The sequence below is a fragment of the Methanobacterium sp. genome (assembly GCA_039666455.1).
In the GTDB taxonomy this organism is placed as follows: Archaea; Methanobacteriota; Methanobacteria; order Methanobacteriales; family Methanobacteriaceae; genus Methanobacterium_D.
Genome location: JAVSLW010000007.1, coordinates 1 through 17,776 on the forward strand (window position 1 = coordinate 1; position 17,776 = coordinate 17,776).

Annotated in this window: 19 protein-coding genes and 2 tRNA genes; 11 read left to right on the forward strand and 10 right to left on the reverse strand. The window is 35.6% G+C overall.

The annotated features are described in order from the left end of the window. The 6 genes from PQ963_01475 to PQ963_01500 all read right to left on the reverse strand — a co-directional run. Positions 1–241: ATP-binding cassette domain-containing protein (locus PQ963_01475; protein ID MEN4028342.1), on the reverse strand; the 241-nt coding region annotated here is incomplete at its 3' end. A gap of 28 nt (positions 242–269) precedes the next feature. Further along, positions 270–863 (reverse strand): DUF134 domain-containing protein, encoded by a 594-nt coding sequence (locus PQ963_01480; protein ID MEN4028343.1) that lies wholly within the window; start codon positions 861–863, stop codon positions 270–272. A 196-nt stretch (positions 864–1,059) separates the two neighbouring features. Continuing rightward, on the reverse strand, positions 1,060–1,302 hold the full coding sequence (locus PQ963_01485) for a NifB/NifX family molybdenum-iron cluster-binding protein (GenBank protein MEN4028344.1): 243 nt from the start codon (positions 1,300–1,302) through the stop codon (positions 1,060–1,062). A gap of 534 nt (positions 1,303–1,836) precedes the next feature. Further along, positions 1,837–2,907: a metallophosphoesterase gene (locus tag PQ963_01490; protein ID MEN4028345.1), complete on the reverse strand. Its 1,071-nt coding sequence runs from the start codon at positions 2,905–2,907 to the stop codon at positions 1,837–1,839. Between the two features lie 21 nt (positions 2,908–2,928). Continuing rightward, on the reverse strand, positions 2,929–3,840 hold the full coding sequence (locus tag PQ963_01495; protein MEN4028346.1) for a methanogenesis marker 7 protein: 912 nt from the start codon (positions 3,838–3,840) through the stop codon (positions 2,929–2,931). Further along, positions 3,825–4,337: a hypothetical protein gene (locus tag PQ963_01500; GenBank protein MEN4028347.1), complete on the reverse strand. Its 513-nt coding sequence runs from the start codon at positions 4,335–4,337 to the stop codon at positions 3,825–3,827. Before PQ963_01500 ends, PQ963_01495 begins: the two co-directional genes overlap by 16 nt. A gap of 248 nt (positions 4,338–4,585) precedes the next feature. Here PQ963_01500 and PQ963_01505 point away from each other — a divergent pair, with 248 nt between their 5' ends. From PQ963_01505 to PQ963_01540, 8 genes are all read left to right on the forward strand, one after another. Continuing rightward, positions 4,586–4,795: a TRAM domain-containing protein gene (locus tag PQ963_01505; protein MEN4028348.1), complete on the forward strand. Its 210-nt coding sequence runs from the start codon at positions 4,586–4,588 to the stop codon at positions 4,793–4,795. Positions 4,796–4,850: 55 nt separating this feature from the next. Beyond that, positions 4,851–5,519, forward strand: coding sequence for a 2-phosphosulfolactate phosphatase (gene comB / locus PQ963_01510; GenBank protein MEN4028349.1), 669 nt, complete (start codon positions 4,851–4,853; stop codon positions 5,517–5,519). Between the two features lie 11 nt (positions 5,520–5,530). Further along, positions 5,531–6,691, forward strand: a complete 1,161-nt coding sequence (locus PQ963_01515; GenBank protein ID MEN4028350.1) for a TraB/GumN family protein — start codon at positions 5,531–5,533, stop codon at positions 6,689–6,691. A gap of 164 nt (positions 6,692–6,855) precedes the next feature. Next, positions 6,856–7,068, forward strand: a complete 213-nt coding sequence (locus tag PQ963_01520) for a DUF1922 domain-containing protein (protein MEN4028351.1) — start codon at positions 6,856–6,858, stop codon at positions 7,066–7,068. 31 nt (positions 7,069–7,099) lie between these two features. Continuing rightward, positions 7,100–8,689, forward strand: a complete 1,590-nt coding sequence (locus tag PQ963_01525) for a GTP-binding protein (GenBank protein ID MEN4028352.1) — start codon at positions 7,100–7,102, stop codon at positions 8,687–8,689. Positions 8,690–8,773: 84 nt separating this feature from the next. Continuing rightward, positions 8,774–9,475 carry a DUF1538 domain-containing protein gene (locus PQ963_01530; GenBank protein MEN4028353.1) on the forward strand — a complete coding sequence of 234 codons (702 nt, stop codon included), beginning with the start codon at positions 8,774–8,776 and terminating at the stop codon, positions 9,473–9,475. After that, positions 9,472–10,182: a DUF1538 domain-containing protein gene (locus tag PQ963_01535; protein ID MEN4028354.1), complete on the forward strand. Its 711-nt coding sequence runs from the start codon at positions 9,472–9,474 to the stop codon at positions 10,180–10,182. Before PQ963_01530 ends, PQ963_01535 begins: the two co-directional genes overlap by 4 nt. Further along, complete coding sequence (locus PQ963_01540; protein MEN4028355.1) at positions 10,175–10,519, forward strand: P-II family nitrogen regulator; 345 nt, start codon at positions 10,175–10,177, stop codon at positions 10,517–10,519. Before PQ963_01535 ends, PQ963_01540 begins: the two co-directional genes overlap by 8 nt. A 37-nt stretch (positions 10,520–10,556) precedes the next feature. On the opposite strand, the gene PQ963_01545 is transcribed toward PQ963_01540, so the two are convergent. After that, complete coding sequence (locus tag PQ963_01545) at positions 10,557–13,187, reverse strand: HAD-IC family P-type ATPase (GenBank protein ID MEN4028356.1); 2,631 nt, start codon at positions 13,185–13,187, stop codon at positions 10,557–10,559. A 294-nt stretch (positions 13,188–13,481) separates the two neighbouring features. Here PQ963_01545 and PQ963_01550 point away from each other — a divergent pair. The 3 genes from PQ963_01550 to PQ963_01560 all read left to right on the forward strand — a co-directional run bounded on the left by PQ963_01550 (position 13,482) and on the right by PQ963_01560 (position 14,453). Next, positions 13,482–13,553 (forward strand) — tRNA-Cys (locus PQ963_01550). A 25-nt stretch (positions 13,554–13,578) separates the two neighbouring features. Beyond that, positions 13,579–13,724, forward strand: a tRNA-Trp gene (locus tag PQ963_01555). 111 nt (positions 13,725–13,835) lie between these two features. Beyond that, the gene (locus tag PQ963_01560) at positions 13,836–14,453 is read left to right on the forward strand and encodes an MBL fold metallo-hydrolase (GenBank protein MEN4028357.1); all 618 of its coding nucleotides are present in this window, start codon (positions 13,836–13,838) and stop codon (positions 14,451–14,453) included. 9 nt (positions 14,454–14,462) lie between these two features. Here PQ963_01560 and PQ963_01565 read toward each other — a convergent pair whose 3' ends face one another. The 3 genes from PQ963_01565 to PQ963_01575 form a co-directional block, all read right to left on the reverse strand. Further along, positions 14,463–15,131 (reverse strand): TrkA family potassium uptake protein, encoded by a 669-nt coding sequence (locus PQ963_01565; GenBank protein MEN4028358.1) that lies wholly within the window; start codon positions 15,129–15,131, stop codon positions 14,463–14,465. 96 nt (positions 15,132–15,227) lie between these two features. Then, positions 15,228–16,601, reverse strand: a complete 1,374-nt coding sequence (locus PQ963_01570; GenBank protein ID MEN4028359.1) for a TrkH family potassium uptake protein — start codon at positions 16,599–16,601, stop codon at positions 15,228–15,230. 243 nt (positions 16,602–16,844) lie between these two features. Further along, a complete protein-coding gene (locus tag PQ963_01575; protein ID MEN4028360.1) occupies positions 16,845–17,615 on the reverse strand; it encodes a slipin family protein in 771 nt (256 codons plus the stop codon). Positions 17,616–17,776: the final 161 nt, after the last annotated feature.

Sequence of the window (17,776 nt, forward strand, 5' to 3'; positions counted from 1 at the left end):
CTTTCGAAGGAGCATCCACAAAAAAACATTCATGACACAGCGCAATGTTATAAAATATTTTACCGCTGTCTGGCTTGTATTCTTTCATTCCACGGAGCATGTTTATTAAAACAGATTTTCCTGACCCGCTCCTTCCAAGAATTCCTAAAACACTTCCTTCTTCCACATTCCTGTTCAAATTTTTTAAGATATCCACGCCATTGAAGGTTTTTGTCACGTTTTTTATTTCTATAAAAGGCATGTAATCACCAGTTTTCTTTTTAAGATGTTTAATCTGCCCCACATAGCGGAGTTTCACATTCAGGGCATTTAGTATTCCTGCATGGTACTGCTCGTATTTTTGGAGATTCATATCCACAGTTTGGACATTTACAAACGCTTGGTGGACCTGCTCCAATACCTCTACCCCCATAAGATCTTCTCTCTGTTAATGGAGGCTCTGTTCTTGTCTTCAGTTTCTGCTTTTCTATAATAATAGTTATGTCTTTAGATTGACAGTCTGGGCATTTATCGTATTCTTTTTCAGGACTACGCCATTCAAACCCACATGTATTGCATTTATACCTGTTTTTGTCAGTTATATAATTCCCCCCTACAATTACTATTGTATTTCCATCAACCAAGGCTTTAGATATCTTTTTTCTAGCAGAAGTTAAGATTCGGTGAAACGTGGGCTGTGAAATTCCCATTATCTCCGCGGATCTTTTCTGCTGAATATCATGATAATCTCTGAGTCTTATTGCTTCGAATTCGTCTACTGTAATTTCAATAGGTTTGAAAGAGCCTATATTATCTCTTTCTGGTTTAAAACAGCGTATCTGTGGTTCTTCTAATATTCTTCTAAATCTTCTGGGCCTAGGCATGACTGAATATATATTCAAAACTAAAATATAAGTATTTTTATTTATTCCATCCTTCTTCTTCCAAAGCCTCTTCTTCCAGCTCCTGGAAATCCATAAGATAAAGAAGTTATTTCTTCAAGTTTACCTTCCCTGAAACGTTTCAAATTATTTTCCACACTCCCTGAAGTAACTTTATATATTTTGATCCCTGTATTTTTTAAAATACGAAGGCAATTGGATCTAATTCTCCTGAAATTAGAATTTTAGCTTCATTATCCACAATAAATTGCGCTGCCATGTTTCCTGCTCCTTTTTCATTTTTTGAAGGATTTTCAATTGGATATATGTCTTTAATTTCACCATTTTCCATATCTGCAATTAAAAAATTAGGATTTCTTCCAAATAGATGACCTATATCAGAATTTAAATTACTCCCTGTTGATGCAACTGCTACTTTCATACATATTCCTCACTTAATGATTTTACTATCCGAAAAACCTCAATTCCAAGCTGAATTCAAAGTTTATGGGATTTGGGCTGTGAAATATCCATTATTTCTGCTGCTTTTTGCTGTTCGATGTTTTAGTAATTTCTAAGTCTTATTACTTTGAATTCACCTAGTGTAAGCCCTATAGGATTAATCTGTTTTTTATCTCTTTCTAAATCAAGATCTAAAACACCTGATTTGAAGTTCTCGAAATATTTTTCTATAAACTTCTGGGTCTTGGCCTCTGTTTTGAATATATATTCAAAACTAAAAAAGAAATGTTTTCATCATCAAATGTAAAAATTTAAATTAATTATATCGCAGAAAAAAATCTTCTAAAGGATTGTAAATCCAAATTTTAATTAATTTAAATTTTTCTATCAAAATAATAAAATCTATTTGAAGCATATCTCATTTAGAAAACTGAAATAATCAAGTTCATGTAAAACCATACTAAAAAACAAAATCAATTTATTCACTTAGTATTAACATTTACATTATCCCAAATCATTTATTTTTCAGATTAATCACTGTTACCTCATTTTTTGAACCAGATCTCATGGGAGGGCCCCATGTTCCAGTTCCCGGAGAAACATAGAGACTTGTTCCATTATATTCATAGAGTCCATTGAAATATGGAAATACCAGTCTTCCCAGAAAATTAAAGGGGAAAAATTGTCCTTTGTGGGTATGTCCAGAAATCTGCAGATCAATCCCTGCTTTATTTGCAGCTTCCAGTCCATCAGGTAGATGGTACATCAAAATAGAGGGTTTTAATTTATCTATTTCTAACCTGGAAAGCACATTTTTAAGATGATTTCTATCAAAGGAATAATCAACGCCAATTATTTGAATATCCTGAACCTCTACCACTTCATCCCGTAATACTTTAATTTTTGTGGTTTTAAGAACATTTAAAACATTTTCCATTCCTTCATAGACCTCATGATTACCTGTTACTAAAAATACTGGAGCTTCAAGATCATCTATGGCATTTAACACATGCGGATGTATGGGGGCACTTCCATCTATTGTATCTCCTGTAATCAGTACAATATCTGGATTCAACACATTTGTTTTTTCAACTATTTTCTTTATAAACCCTGAATTCCTTACAGAGCCCACATGAATGTCGCTGAGCTGAACTATTTTCATATCTCTCTTTAAAGTTGGAATTTTAATTTCAACATCCTTAACTTCCAGATTAATGCTGTTTAATATTGAATATGCACTTATAGCTGAAGCAAGTAGTATTATTCCGATTCCTGCAATAAAGGGAGGGATATAAAAAATTAAATTCAGTATTTCATAGCATATCACGAGAAAAACAATGAAAATAGAAATTCCCATCCATGCAGAGGAAATTGTATAAAAAGCCCTGGTTAATGCATGTGAAACTGTCCTTTCGAGAACATTAGCGGCTGGAAAAGATATTGCAAATAAAAAAACAAGTGAATATATTGTGGTGCTGGATAAATCTAATAAACCACCTATTGTAGAAAAAATAAAGTAGTTAAGAGCAAGGAATACAGTAAAAATTAAAGGAATGAACATGGCTGGTTGAATTATTCTTTTCATATCAATCTAAATTCCTCATACTTAGATAATTGATGATTCAGGTAACAGTTTAACCAGTGTATAATCATACATGAAAGACTTTTTAATTTCAGAAACATCCTTTAAAAGGTAATTATCCACTTTAACGTTTCCAATTTCATCTTTAAATCGAGCATAGTTAAGTTTAACTCTCACACCATCAAGCTGGCTTGTTACAGGTAAAGGAGAATAAACCTCCTTTATTGCAGGTATCTGATTTTCAATTTCGGTTTTTACAAGTATTGATGGCACTATGGGCGGATCTTCAGAAATTTCTTTTCTCCTGTCATCTAAAATGCCTTCAGTAACTTCTACAAGATTTTTAAGAGCTCTGATGTTCTCTCCGCGCTTTAACCTTCTTGGAATTCTACCTAAACCACCGACATATGCTGTTGCCCCAGGAATATCATCCACATTAATATCTGGAGCACCTGTTACAACCACCGGTATCTCAATATCTTCGAATAGATGAGTTTTATTTAATATACACTCCCTAAAGCTTCCAAGTGCAAAAACTGCCAGATCATGTTCTTCAATAAGGTTTTTTTCATCTTCTGAGATTCTGGATATACCTTTTCCTGCTCCACGGGATAGTCCTATCATGTTATCCTTTGCACCGTATCTTCTAAGGTATTCTGAAATATCACAGGCAGAATGAGGAAGATGCTGTCTTGCAAGTGTTGGGGAAACTATTGCAATCTCTGTACCTGCCATTGGAGCAACTTTTACTGTTCCAAGGAGCTCTCTTGCTTTTTCATCTACTTTATCCACATCATCTATGGGTACAGCAAGTGTTATGACCAGATCCATTTGACTTAAGTTTTCTTGAAGCACAAATCCGCCCAGATCTTCTATTAATTCAGTTATCTCTTCGTGTTTGTGAACGCCGCCAGTATAAGTTAATGTTTCATACATAATTCTTTCTCCAGGATACCATAACGCATTTCAGCCCTTTTTATAGGGCTTAAGGGCACATTTTTGTGGGAAGGTATTTCAACCTTTTTTATATTATCTTTCTCATTTATTTTATCTTTCATATAATCTGGATACACAACAAAATCATAACCTTCATTTACTATCTTAAAGCCCATATCTTCCACGATCTCTTTTAAAAAATTTGAATAAACTTTTACTTTTATCTTTCGATTTTCTCTATTCTTTAGATTTTTTGTATTCTTTAATGTATAATCTAAAGGAACTGTTCCAAATTTAGCTGCAAGCATTTCTATGCTTTCTTTAATCTGTGAGAATGTGTTTAATTTAATTTTTATGGATTTTGTAGAAGGCTCTGTTTCCGATAAAACAATTGCTATGTCTGCTTTTAGCGAATCTGGATTTTTACTTACCATATAATCCGAAATTCCTGCAATTTTTACAATTTCTTCACACATAGGAGTTGTAACTATTTTCAAAGAGGAATGCATATTAATCACCATCTCACATATTGAAATTTGAGTTTAGTGAACTACTTTTCCCTTACAGAAGGGACCTGCAGAACTACGCCCCAAAAACCAAAAACCAAAAGTTTTTCTTAAACTCTTTAAATATATTTAATCTAAAAGATATGTGTTTATTAATTATTTATACAAACATTTATATAATGAATTCACAATAAACTTAAGTAAGGCCAATTTAATTTTGGTCGAAGGAAGTGAATTAATTGTTCCGAACAGATCAAGGTCCAAAAACAGCTCCCATTGAAGAAGGGGAAGAATACGATGTTAAAATTGAAGATGTGGGTAAAGAAGGAGACGGTATTACCCGTATAGAAGGTTTTGTGGTATTTGTACCAGATACAAAAGCCGGAGATGAGGTTAGAGTCAGAATTGTTTCTGTTAGAAAGCGTTTTGGTTTTGCTGAAAAAGTTTAATAAACTTTCTAATTAATTTTTATTTAAATAAATTAACTATTTTTGGTGCATTTTAATGCAGGTTACGTTAAGTTTTGAAAAATCATTTTCCAGAGATGTTTCCATAATGGTTGATGTTTTAAGGGCCAGTACTACTATCACTGTTGCTTTAAATACTTTTAATCATGTAATTACCGTAAAAGACAGAGAAAAAGCAGTTGAACTTGCAAAAAAATATGATGCAGTTCTTGCTGGTGAGAGAAACGGTGCTGCAATTGAAGGTTTTGATACTGGAAATTCACCTGTTGAAATAAAAAATTTCAGTGGAGATTACCTCGTGATCACTACAAGCAATGGCACGCGTATCCTGGAAGATATGAAATCAAGAGTGTTGATCGGATCATTTATAAATGCAAAAGCAGTGGCAGAAGCAGCTTCTGAAATTGCAGATAACCACATTGAGATTGTAATGGCCGGAGTCAGGGGAGAGTTTGCAATCGAAGATTTTTTAGGTGCCGGTGCAATTATATCAAATCTTACAGATTATAAGCTTGATGAAATGGCTCTTTCATCTTATATGGCTTCAAGAGATGAAAAAATGGTTAATAAAGCTGTTTTAAACTCTAATTCTGCTTCAGGGCTTAAAAAACTTGGATATAATAAAGACATAAGTTTTTGTATTAAGAAAGATAAATATGATATAGTCCCTGTTTACAATAATGGGATCATAAGAAAATTAAACTAATGTGAGGTCACATGGTACCAGAATCACTCGAAATAATTGGAACAGCACATGTTTCAGAAAAAAGTGTTGAAAAAGTAAGAAACACTATTTTAGAGAAAACCCCTGATGTTGTTGCGGTGGAACTGTGCATAAACCGTTATAACAACCTCATGAATGAGAGAAACGGCGTTGACACAAAAAAGGAATTTCAAATTAAAGAACTGATAAAAGGCGATAATTTAACCTTATTTTTAATAAGTGGATTTCTTTCATATATGCAGCGAAAAATTGGAAATGAAGTAGGAGTTAAACCCGGGTCAGAGATGCTTGCTGCTATTGATGCTGCAAATGAAGTAGGAGCAAGAGTTGCTTTAATAGATAGAGATATTTCTATCACCTTAAAGAGGGCAATTAAAAAAATGAGCTTTTTTGAAAAAATGAAGTTCATATATGGAATTATTGCTTCTTTTTTCACTAAAGATAAGAATATTGGAGATATTGACAGCATAACTGAAGGAGATGCATTAAAGGAAGTTATGAACTACTTCCAGGAGATGTCGCCAAAAGCATACCATGTACTGGTAAGAGAAAGAGACGCTTACATGGCAAAAATGCTTTTAAATATTGATGAAGAAAATGTAGTGGCAGTTGTGGGTGCAGGGCATGAAAACGGGATTAAAAAGTACATGAACAATCCCGAGGAACTTCCATCATTTGAAGAGTTATTGAGCGTTCAAAAATCTAAATTATCCATAGGTAAAGTGGTTTTATTTCTAATACCTGTCCTTTTTGTGGCCATATTTGTACTAGCTTTTCTTAGCGGGATAAATATACAAACAAGCCTTTTTCAATATGTTTTAATAACGGGTAGTTTGGCTTTTGCTGGCTGTATTTTATCAGGATCTAAAATTTATTCTGCAATAATTGCATTTATCGCTGCCCCTCTGACAGTTTTACATCCCCTACTTGCTGCAGGATGGTTTTCAGGCCTTATTGAAGCCAAAGTAAGAAAAGTAGGGATGGACGATTTAGCAAGCTTCAAAGAATGCCAGAGTGTAAGGGATTTCTGGAACAACAACCTTTTTAGAGTATTACTTGTTGTTGTGGGAACCAATATTGGTGCAAGTATAGGGGCAATCCTTACAATATCAAATGTTTTCTATCCACTTATAAGCAAACTTTTTGGTGGATAAAACACTTAACCTGGAAATTCATCCAATCAAATTAATATAAAAATCAGAATAATATTTTTCTTTTATAAATATGTTATTGAAAAGTTTTAAATGGATTAAGTGTTACAATTTTGAATAACCAAAGAATGTGATAAACATGTATTTTCAGATTAAGCGTGATTTTCATGTACGTGATATTTAGATGCGACTGCGGACGTGCAATGTACTCCAGAGAAGGAGTTATACAGAAAAAATGTGTCTGCGGTAAAACTTTTAAGTTAAAAAGTCGACGCATCATTGCAAAGGCTGATGATATCCAGTTAGCTTCAAAGAAGGTCAGGGAACTTCAAGAAGAGAAATATGGCAGAGCATACTTTACAACTGCTGATAAAATCTAAAACTTAAACAAAAAGAGGACAGTTCAGTCTCATGATAACAAGCATCTATAATTTCACCAAAAAAGGCGAGAGAAAGAATATAGAATTTAAAGAAGGCTTGAAGAGAAACTATCATCTTCAAAAAGATAGAAAACAGCGACTTGCATCGCAGATGAAATACAGAATGGAGCGCGGTGACGGAGAAGCCATCTATTTTATTGGTGTTGACGATGCTGGCAATTTAACAGGTCTTGACCATAAAAATTTCGAAGAATCACTTTTTGTTTTGAAAAATATAGCAGAAGAAGCAGGTTCATCTATTTTAAAGGTTGAAAAATATCCTGTAGATAAGGGACATGTGGCAAAAGTCCTGATCAGTAAAAGAAATATTGGTAAAAAGGATCACATGCTTGTTGGTGTTGCAGGACACGTTGATCATGGTAAAAGCACCCTTGTGGGGACTTTAACAACAGGAACACTGGACAACGGTTCAGGCAGGACCAGGATCTTTTTAGACCTGCAAAAACATGAAATGGAACGAGGGCTTTCTGCAGACCTTTCCTTTGCAATATATGGATTTTGCAAAGATCAGCCTGTACGGGTTAAAAACCCCCTGAATAAAAAAGAAAAAGCCAGGCTTGTTGAAGAATGTGATAAAGTCATATCCTTTGTAGATACTGTAGGGCACGAACCATGGCTTAGAACAACTATCAGAGGAATTGTAGGCCAGAAACTTAATTATGGCCTGGTCACAGTTGCTGCAAATGAGGGCCCAACCCACATTACAAAAGAACATCTTGGAATCATAATAGCTATGGAATTGCCAGTCATAGTTGTAATAACCAAGATAGACACGGTTAACAAAGAAAAATCTCTGGAAGTTAAGAATAAAGTTTTTGGACTCCTGAAACTGGTGGGTAGAATTCCTTACATGGTAAAAAATAGAGAAGATGCTGAATTTGCTGCTAAAAATATGAATGAACATTTAGTTCCTGTAGTAAAGGTTTCATCATTAACTGGTGAAGGTTTAAATTTACTTGACAGCTTATTTTTAAATTTACCCATCATTGATGAGAATAAAAGCAAAGAAAAGCCATTTATGATGTATATCGACAAGATATATTCTGTTCTTGGAGTTGGAACAGTTGTAAGTGGTACTATAAGGCAGGGAAAAGTAAATATTGGAGATAAACTACTTTTAGGTCCTGATGGTTCTGGAAAATTCATGGAAGTGGGAGTTAAAACCATAGAAATGCACCATTATAAAAAAGATCATGCAGAAGCTGGTGAAGTTGTTGGAATCTCTATTACTGGCGTTGATATGGATGATATTAAAAGAGGGATGATAATCTGTTCTTCTGATTATGAAATGAAAGCTGTAAGAGAGTTTGAGGCAGATGTAGCCATATTAGTCCATCCAACAACCATTAAAAATGGCTACGAATGCATAACTCACATTGAAACAATCGCTGAAACCGCAGCATTTGAACCTATAGATAACGAATACATGTCCGCAGGAGACAGCGGTAAAGTTAGAATGAGATTTAAATACAGGCCTTATTGTGTTAAGGAAGGTCAAAAAATCATATTTCGAGAAGGTAGAAGTAAAGGAATTGGCACCATTATAAGGATCCTTGAGTAGATTATGAAATTAATTTCCGGAAAAATTTAATAGTGCTGAATTTAAAGATACCATTGCCAAAGAGGGGACTATGGAGATGTTAAAATGGAATCCGCTGATTTCAAAAAAGAGTTTAAGTCTACCTTGAAATCCCTTTCACCGGCAATAGTGTTAATATTTTTTTTCCAGATATTTTTTATTAGAATGCCCCTTTCAGAGTTTATCCCAATAGTTATGGGGCTTGTTTTTACAGTGACTGGTTTCGTGCTGTTTGTTCAGGGTGCAAAACTTGGACTCCTACCTATGGGTGAAAGGGTGGGAGCATCGCTAATAGAAAGGCGTGATATTTTTTTGATAGTGATATTTGGATTTCTTCTGGGAGTGGTGCTTACTTTAGCAGAGCCTGATGTAAGGCTGCTTGCATTTTTGATTGAAAGTATAATGCCTGAGATTTCTAAAATCAAACTTATCCTCATCACTGCACTTGGTCTTGGTATATTTGCACTTATTGCTTTTATCAGATCAGTGTTTGATGTTAATATCAATTATATTTTAATTTCAGGTTATCTGATCTGTTTAATACTGGTTTTTGTATCTTCAGAGGTGTTTTTAGTTAAAGCATTTGATATGAGCGCTGTTACCACCGGGCCAATGACCATACCCTTTTTAATAACAATTGGTGTGGGAATGGTGTCAGTTCTTGGTAGAAGGAACAGGCTTAAGTCAGGTTTTGGCACTATGGCCATAGCTTCTATCGGGCCGATAATTGTAATCTTAATATGGGGTATTATAGAGGGAATGCTATGATCGAAAATGTGTTTCAAGTTTTCATCGATGTAACTGTTGCTATAATGCCTGTTTTGGGGTTAATACTCTTCTTCCAGATCGTTGTACTTAAAAAAACACCTCCTGACATTAAAAGAATGCTCTCTGGTGTTTTGATGACGATTCTTGGATTTTTCTTTTTTCTTTTTGGCGCAAAGATAAGTTTAATACCATTTGGTGAGATGATTGGTGAATTTCTCTCAAAAAGTAACATATTAGAGGTGGTCCTGTTCACATTTGTATTTGGAATAATTGTAGTTTTTGCAGAACCTGCAGTTAATATATTTGCCTATGAAATAGAGGAAGTTTCTTCAGGTTACATACGCAAAAACTTGGTTGTTCCCACTATTGCAATTGGTGTTGGTTTGGCTTTAGTATTCGGGGCGCTTAGGATTTTCCATGAATTATCTCTTGCATATATTCTGATACCTGGATACATTTTAATACTTATTTTAACATGTGTTGCTCCAAAGGAGTTTGTTCCAATAGCATATGATGCTGGTGCAGTGGCTGTTGGGCCTGTTGCAATAACATTTGCCCTGCCAATGATGATTGGAATGGCCACTGGCTTATGGGGTGAAGGATCTGGAATTCTGGGGCTTGGAACTGTAGGTTTGATTGCAATGTCTCCCATTATATTTATGTTATTTTTAGGCATTATATTTAACAGGAGGAGGAAAAGTGGATAATAAGGATGAGTTCCAGTTAATCATGGTGGTTGTTGAAACAGGATATGCAAGTTCTTTACTGGAAGCTGCAAGAGAGGCAGGTTCAGAAGGAGGTACCATATTTCATGGTAGAGGGGTGGGGGTACACGAACACAGCAAGTTTTTTGGCACCCCTATAGAGCCTGAAAAAGAGATGTTGATGATTCTAATCAAAAAAACTTATACGAAAAGAGTGCTTGAAGCTGTGGTGGCAAAAGGAGAATTAAATAAACCCGGTAGGGGAATGGCCTTTGTGGTGGATGTCTCAATGGTTGCTGGAATTGTCCACATGGGTGAAGCATTTCCCAGAGTACCATAGTTTACATGGCAGCCAGTTTTAGAGGCATTTTTACCTATCATATTTTTCGTCTGCTCTTTTTGTAGGTGAACTTTACAATTTCTGCTACAATTAGAATTGTTGAAGAGACAGAAACAGCAATAACCAGATCGTCCAAATTTAATGTTGTTGTTTCAAATATCATCTGCATCAATGGTATATATATTACTGAAGAAAGTATCATAAGTGTCCCGCCTATTGCAGCAAATAACCATCTGTTTTTAAAAATCCCGACCTTAAAAATTGAGTCCTTGATGGATATGAAGTTGAATGTGTTGAATATTATAAATCCAGTGAGAGTGCTTAAAACCATTGTTCTTGCCTTTGTAAGGTCGGGCAGGTAAATCCAGAAGACAACGAGACATGCAATGGACATGTAAAGAGCAATGGAAAAAATTACCGACCATAGTTTCCTTGTTAATAGCTTCTCCTTTGGATCTCTCGGCGGTTTATTCATAACATCAGCTCTTGCAGGGTCAATTCCAAGCGTTACAGATGGAAGTTCGGCCATTGCTGCATTTAAAAGCAGGATCTGGAGTGCAACCAGGGGCAGGAGTTCGAATCCAAAAATCAGGATACCCAAAAGGATTACAAGAACCTGTGTAAAGTTTACAGAGATCATGAGGGCTGTGAACTTTCTTATGTTCTCATAGATGGTCCTCCCATCCTTTATAGCCTCAACAATCGTTGCAAAATTATCATCTGTTAACACTATGTCTGATGCTCCTTTTGAAACATCTGTCCCTTTTATTCCCATTGCAATTCCTATATCTGCATTTTTCAGCGCCGGTGCATCATTTACACCATCACCAGTCATTGCAACCACTTCACCTCTTTGTTTTAATGCCTTCACAATTCTAAGTTTATGTTCAGGATATGTTCTGGAATAGATATCAACGTTTTCAACGACGTCTACAAGTTCTTCATCACTTAACCTATCCACAGCTTCACCTGTCATCGAGAGGATAGGTTCTTCTCTCACCAGCCCAATCTTCTTCCCTATTGAGGATGCAGTATGTTCGTTATCTCCAGTTATCATTACAGCCCTTATACCTGCATGTTTACACTGCTTCACTGCTTCCTCTGCCTCTGCTCTTGGTGGATCCATCATGCCTACAAGACCTATAAATATCAGGTCATCCTCAATATCTCCCAATGGTTCCTTTTTGCAGGCAACTGCAAGCACTCTGAGGGCATCGTCTGCAAATGACCTGTTCATTTCTAATACTCTATCCACATCTTCTTCATGGATCTTTGAGACCTTTCCCTGCTTTTGAATGTATCCACAAAGACTTAAAATGATTTCAGGCGCTCCTTTCGAAAATGCAATTAATCCATTTATCTCTCTATGGATTGTGGTCATCATCTTTCTTTCGGTGGTAAAGATCAGTTCTTCAATTCTTGGACTTGTTTTTTCAAGTACATCCTTTTGTATTCCAGCTTTTGCAGCCATCACAAGTAGCGCTCCCTCTGTGGGGTCCCCAATAATATCCCATGTTTTTCTTTTCTCAAGGTGAGCATTATTACATAGAACTGCACCTTTAAGCAGAAGCATCAATGCTTCGTTTTTCTGGGGATCGATTTTACTTCCACTTATGGTGAACATACCGTCTGGCGTGTATCCTTCTCCTGTAACTTCAATCACAGTTTCATCGGTAAATATCCGCTCCACTGTCATTTCATTTTTGGTTATAGTTCCCGTTTTATCTGTACAGATAACTGTTGTAGAACCAAGCGTCTCCACTGCAGACATCTTTCGCACAATACTGTGGTGCTTTGCCATCCTGTGCATGCTTATTGCCAGTGTTAAAGCCAGGGCAAGTGGTAAACCCTCTGGAACTCCGGCGACAGAGAGTGCAAGTGCAGTGATAAGTATAAGGAGGATAGGCGCCCCTTTAACTATACCAATAAAAAAGATTGCTGAACAAATTACAACAACTGCAACAGCAAGTATTTTTGCAAGTCTGTTTACCCTTATCTGAAGGGGTGTTTTCTCTTCCTCCTCCAAAATCATTCCTGCAATCCTTCCGATCTCTCGATCCATCCCGGTTGCAAAGACTACTGCCCTGCAACGGCCATGCACCAGATGGGTGCCGGCAAATATTAAATCTCCATGTTCCTTATCTATTGATACAGATTCTCCTGTAAGTGCAGATTCATCAAGCTTCAGGCTGATGGATTCTATAACCTTGGCATCTGCAGGAACGTTGTCTCCAGCTTCAAGAACCACTATATCTCCCTTAACTACATCTTTTACCGGTGTCTTTTTTGGTCTGCCCCCTCGAAGCACAACACTTTCTTCGCGTATCATCCCCTTCAAAGCCTGCATTGCCTTTTCTGCTTTGTATTCTTGAACAAATCCCAAAATAGCGATAAAGAGAATGATGAGCAAAATAACCTTAAGATGAAACATCTTTCCTGCGATTCCTGATATTGCTGCTGCACCAAACAGCACAAAGATCAGAAAGCTATTGAATTGTTTGAGAAATAATTCAGGGGCTGTTATCCTTTTCTTCTTCACCAGTTCATTAGGCCCAAAATCTTTCAATCTCTGCTCTGCATCCTCTTCCAGAAGACCATTTCTTTCTGTATGCAGAGTTTTTAAGGCATCTTCCACATTTATCTCCTGCCAATCTTCAACAGTTTTCATTTTCCAGGCTCCTTTTTCGTAATCGCAACACAGTACATTTTATTATTTGTCTGATAACTATTATAGTTATTTCCTTTTCAGGGCTGTAAATTTTTTTCAAGTCAAATAAGTCTTTAATAAAAAGGAAAGATATCCATGGCTAAAAAAATGGAGGATGTATCCATCACCCGAGCCTGACAGCCCCCATTTCACGGTGAAAAGCAGAAGTTATTGAATCCAGGATTTGGTCTGGATATTTACATCCGCAAGGTTTAAATATAAATAAAGTATAATTTAACAAATGCGATGTGGTATGCCAAGGTAGCTTAGAGGCGAAGCGGTGGACTGCAGATCCATTACACGGGAGTTCAAATCTCTCCCTTGGCTTTCTGTTATTAAAAACTAACTATTTGGGGTTATAGTGTAACCAGGCATCATCTGGGACTCCAGTTGTCTTTGAAGAAACGCGCGCTCTGAGGTTTAGTACCCAATGATGATCAATTGGAGTACTGAGACAAGAGAAATCCCAGGATCTGGGTTCAAATCCCAGTGACCCCATCCACTTTTTCAACTGGTAAAATACTAATGATTTTTCAAGCAGTTGATCAAATTTAAAATAAACCAAATTTTTTTCAAATTTTAGAAAATATTCGTTATTATGGTGCCAATATGAAAAAATTCAACGATATCCTCATGATAGAAGGATCTGGCTCTGATTCTAATATTTACGTCTTTGATGATGTAATAATCGATACTGGAACTGGAGACAATATTGAATATGTGCTCAATTCACTTAAAAAAGCTGATTTAAATCCTTCTGACATATCAATGATTGTAAATACTCACTGTCATTTTGATCACGCTGGCGGAAATAAATATTTCGATTCTAAACTTGCAATACACAAAAAAGATGCTCCCGCACTTGAAAATGGAGATCCTATAGCAACCGCGGCTTACATGTTTGGAAGAAGGATTGAACCGAGGAAAGTTGATTTTAAATTAACTGAAGACGATAAAATTCATGATTTTGAAGTAATTCATACCCCTGGACATACAATTGGTAGTATTTGCCTTTATGATGGCGAAACACTGATATCTGGAGATACAGTATTTGCAGATGGCGGATTTGGAAGATATGATATTGGTGGAGACTTAATTATGTTAAAAGAGTCTTTAGAAAGACTTTCTAAACTGGATGTTGAATATCTTCTTCCAGGGCATGGACCTGCAGTAGATAACGGATCTGAACATATAAGCCTTGCAAACAGAATTTTGAAAGGATTTTAGCTACAACCATTATTCTGTACACATTTTAACTATATCCTTTACAGCTTTGGTTTTAACAAGAATTGATATTTTATCTCCTTCCTTTAAAACCATGTCTTCTCGAGGAATCGTTATTTCACCATTTTTGTATACTGCAACAATTATATAATCATCAGTAGGACTTATATCTCCTACTCTTTTGCCAATCACTTTTTTATTTTTCACTGTGATATCCAATATTTCAGCATCCCCTTTTCCAATAACAATCAGGTCTGCAACCTTAGGTCTTGTTATCAATTTCTCAAGATAGCCTGCTGCAGTAAGTTCTGGGCTTATAACATCATCAATACCTACTTTTTTAAATGCTTCTTCGTGATCAGGGTTGCTAAGCCGTGCGATGATTTTTTTGATTTTATATTCCTTAACAAGTATACATGAAAGTAGATTTGCTTCATCATTACCTGTTGCAGCGACAAAAACATCTGCATCAGCTACATTGGCCTCTTCAAGGGTTTTTGTATCTGTACCGTTGCCGCAGATGACCAACGCATCCAGTTCAGAGGCAGCATCACTGCATAAATTATCATCATTTTCTATAATGGTGACATCGTGACCCCTGCCCACCAAATTAGATGCAAGATTCAATCCAACCCTTCCTGCACCCATTATAACTATATACATTTTATACACCTTAAAAATTAAATTAAAGATTTAATGTGATTAAGCATGATCATCATTAATTCGCTTGACTTTCAAATATTTCTCATCATACTATAAAAGCTTGTCCCTGAAAAATTATCTTTTAACCAGGCCTAATGAAGCTCTTAATAAAACAAGTACAGGAATTATCTCAATCCTCCCAATCCACATATTGAATATTAATAAAATTTGAGGAATTTGATGCATTGTTGGAGATGTAATACCCATCGAAAGCCCTACATTTCCCTGTGCAGAACAGATTTCATATAATGAATTTAAAGCGTCGTATTCATACTGCACAAAAACCAGCCAGGTAATAAAAATGAAAAAAATGTAAATAAACACGTATGATCCTGCCTCTCTAATTTCTACATCAGTTACAGGCTTATTAGATATCTTTCGAGGTATAACAGAACCTTCAGGGGCCACAATTTTTAATAGTTCCCAGTGTAATCCTTTCACCAGCGTAATTATCCTTATAAGCTTTAATGCTCCTGTTGTAGAACCTGCAGCCATTCCAATTACCATACAGGCCATAAGAGTTATTTTGGCATATGGGGGCCATGCAATCATGATGTTTACAGGAGGAATACTGGATCCAGTACATGAAAGCGCAGAAACAACATTAAATACAGCTTCTATTGGAACAAATTTTGCATTTACTATCAAAAGTACCGAGAAAATGAAAATTATAATTAGAGATGCTTGAAACTGAATATCCTTTATCACGCGTTTAGATTTACCTTTTAACAGTTTATAATGAATAAGGAAGCTTGTACCTCCTATAAACATTAACATGATTGTTATTATGTAAATCAAATCGTTTTCATAAGCACCTATGTTGTTATTTTTAATGGACATGCCCCCTGTTGATAAATTGGTGAATGTATTGTTTATGGCATCAAAAAGAGGCATCCCCGCAAGAATATATAGAATAATCCCTAAAACTGTGTAAAAAATGTAAATCCACCATATGGTCTTTACAGTCCCAAGAATACTTGGTTTAATTTTTTCTTCTCTGGCTTCAGATTTATATAGCCTTGCTGCTGCTGTTCCAGGTCTTATTAATACTCCAATAACCACAATAACGACACCAAGTCCCCCAATCCACTGTTGAATACTTCTTAAAAACAGGACTGATTTGGGGAGTATTTCAACATCTGTAAATATGGTAAGGCCGCTTCCTGTCCATGCAGACATGCTTTCAAAATAAGCGTTTAAAAAGCTTATTTGTGTTGCTGACACTAATATAAGACTTCCAATCAATGCTGCCCAGAGCCATGCCAATGCTGCAATCATCATTCCATGTTTAAGACGTATATTGGTACCTTTACCTGAAAAAAGCTTTTTTAAACCCAATCCAAGCAAAATAGAAAATCCAGAAGGGATTACAAAGGAAAGGTAGTTATGTTCGCCATAAATTAGAGCAACTATAAGTGGCGTTAATGTTACCACGCCAATACCCGCCATTATCAGGCCTAACTGCTCTAAAATGATAAAAAAATCTTTTTTTCTAAACTGGCCAATCATCGATATCGTATTAATGATATGCAACAATACTTATAAATTTAATGGTTAATAATGATCATTTTACCGAATTTTCCAGGTTAAATAAATAATATTAAGTTCAAAATAGAAAAACAGGAACTTTTCAATCCTTTTTAAAAACATGAAACTGAAAAAAGAAAGTTTAAAATTTTTTAAACCTGTAAATTATTTCAATCTTTTTTCCAACTTCATGAAATCTTTTAGTTCGCTAATCGTTGACATGAACTGAGCAGGAAAGATTATGGTTGAATTTTTCTCGCTTGCAATTTCGTTTAGCACCTGCAGGTTCCTTAACTGGAGTGCAACTGGATGTGCTTCTATAACATCAGCAGCTTCTCCAAGTTTAGCAGCAGATAAAAACTCACCTTCTGCAGCAATTATCTTGGCTCTTTTATCCCTTTCTGCCTCTGCCTGTCTTGCCATTGCCCTTTGCATTGTTTCAGGGAGCTTAATATCTTTAATTTCCACTGCAGTAATCTGCACCCCCCAGGGTTCGCTGTGCTTATCGATTATTTCCTTAATTTTTTCGTTTATTCTTGTGGTTGAAGATAGTACATCGTCTAAAAGGAACTGTCCTATTACGTTTCTCATTGTAGTCTGTGCAATTTGGTTAACTGCACGGTTATAGTTTTCAATTGCAACAACAGCATCATATGCATTAACAACCTTGAAATATGCTACTGCGGCCACATCAATTGATACATTGTCCTGAGTAATTATTTTTTGTGATGGGATGGGCATGGTAACTATTCTAAGCGATACTTTAACCATCCTATCAACTACAGGAATTATAAGTCGAAGCCCTGGGTCTCTTACTCCTATAACTCTCCCCAGTCTAAAAACAACCCCTCGCTCATATTGATTCACTATTCTTATTGAAAGCCCTAAAATAATTAAAACTATAATTCCAATGATTATAAGGCTTACCAGATCCATTTTTAACCTCCAAAATTTCTATTCAATATTAATTTAGGTATTATGTATAAACTAGCTATTAAATATGAAGTTTAAATATTAACTAATCTAAAATAACCGGTTAAGTTATGCTCTTAAAAAGCCGTATGAAATGTTATAACAGTGTTTTTGGAACAAAAATA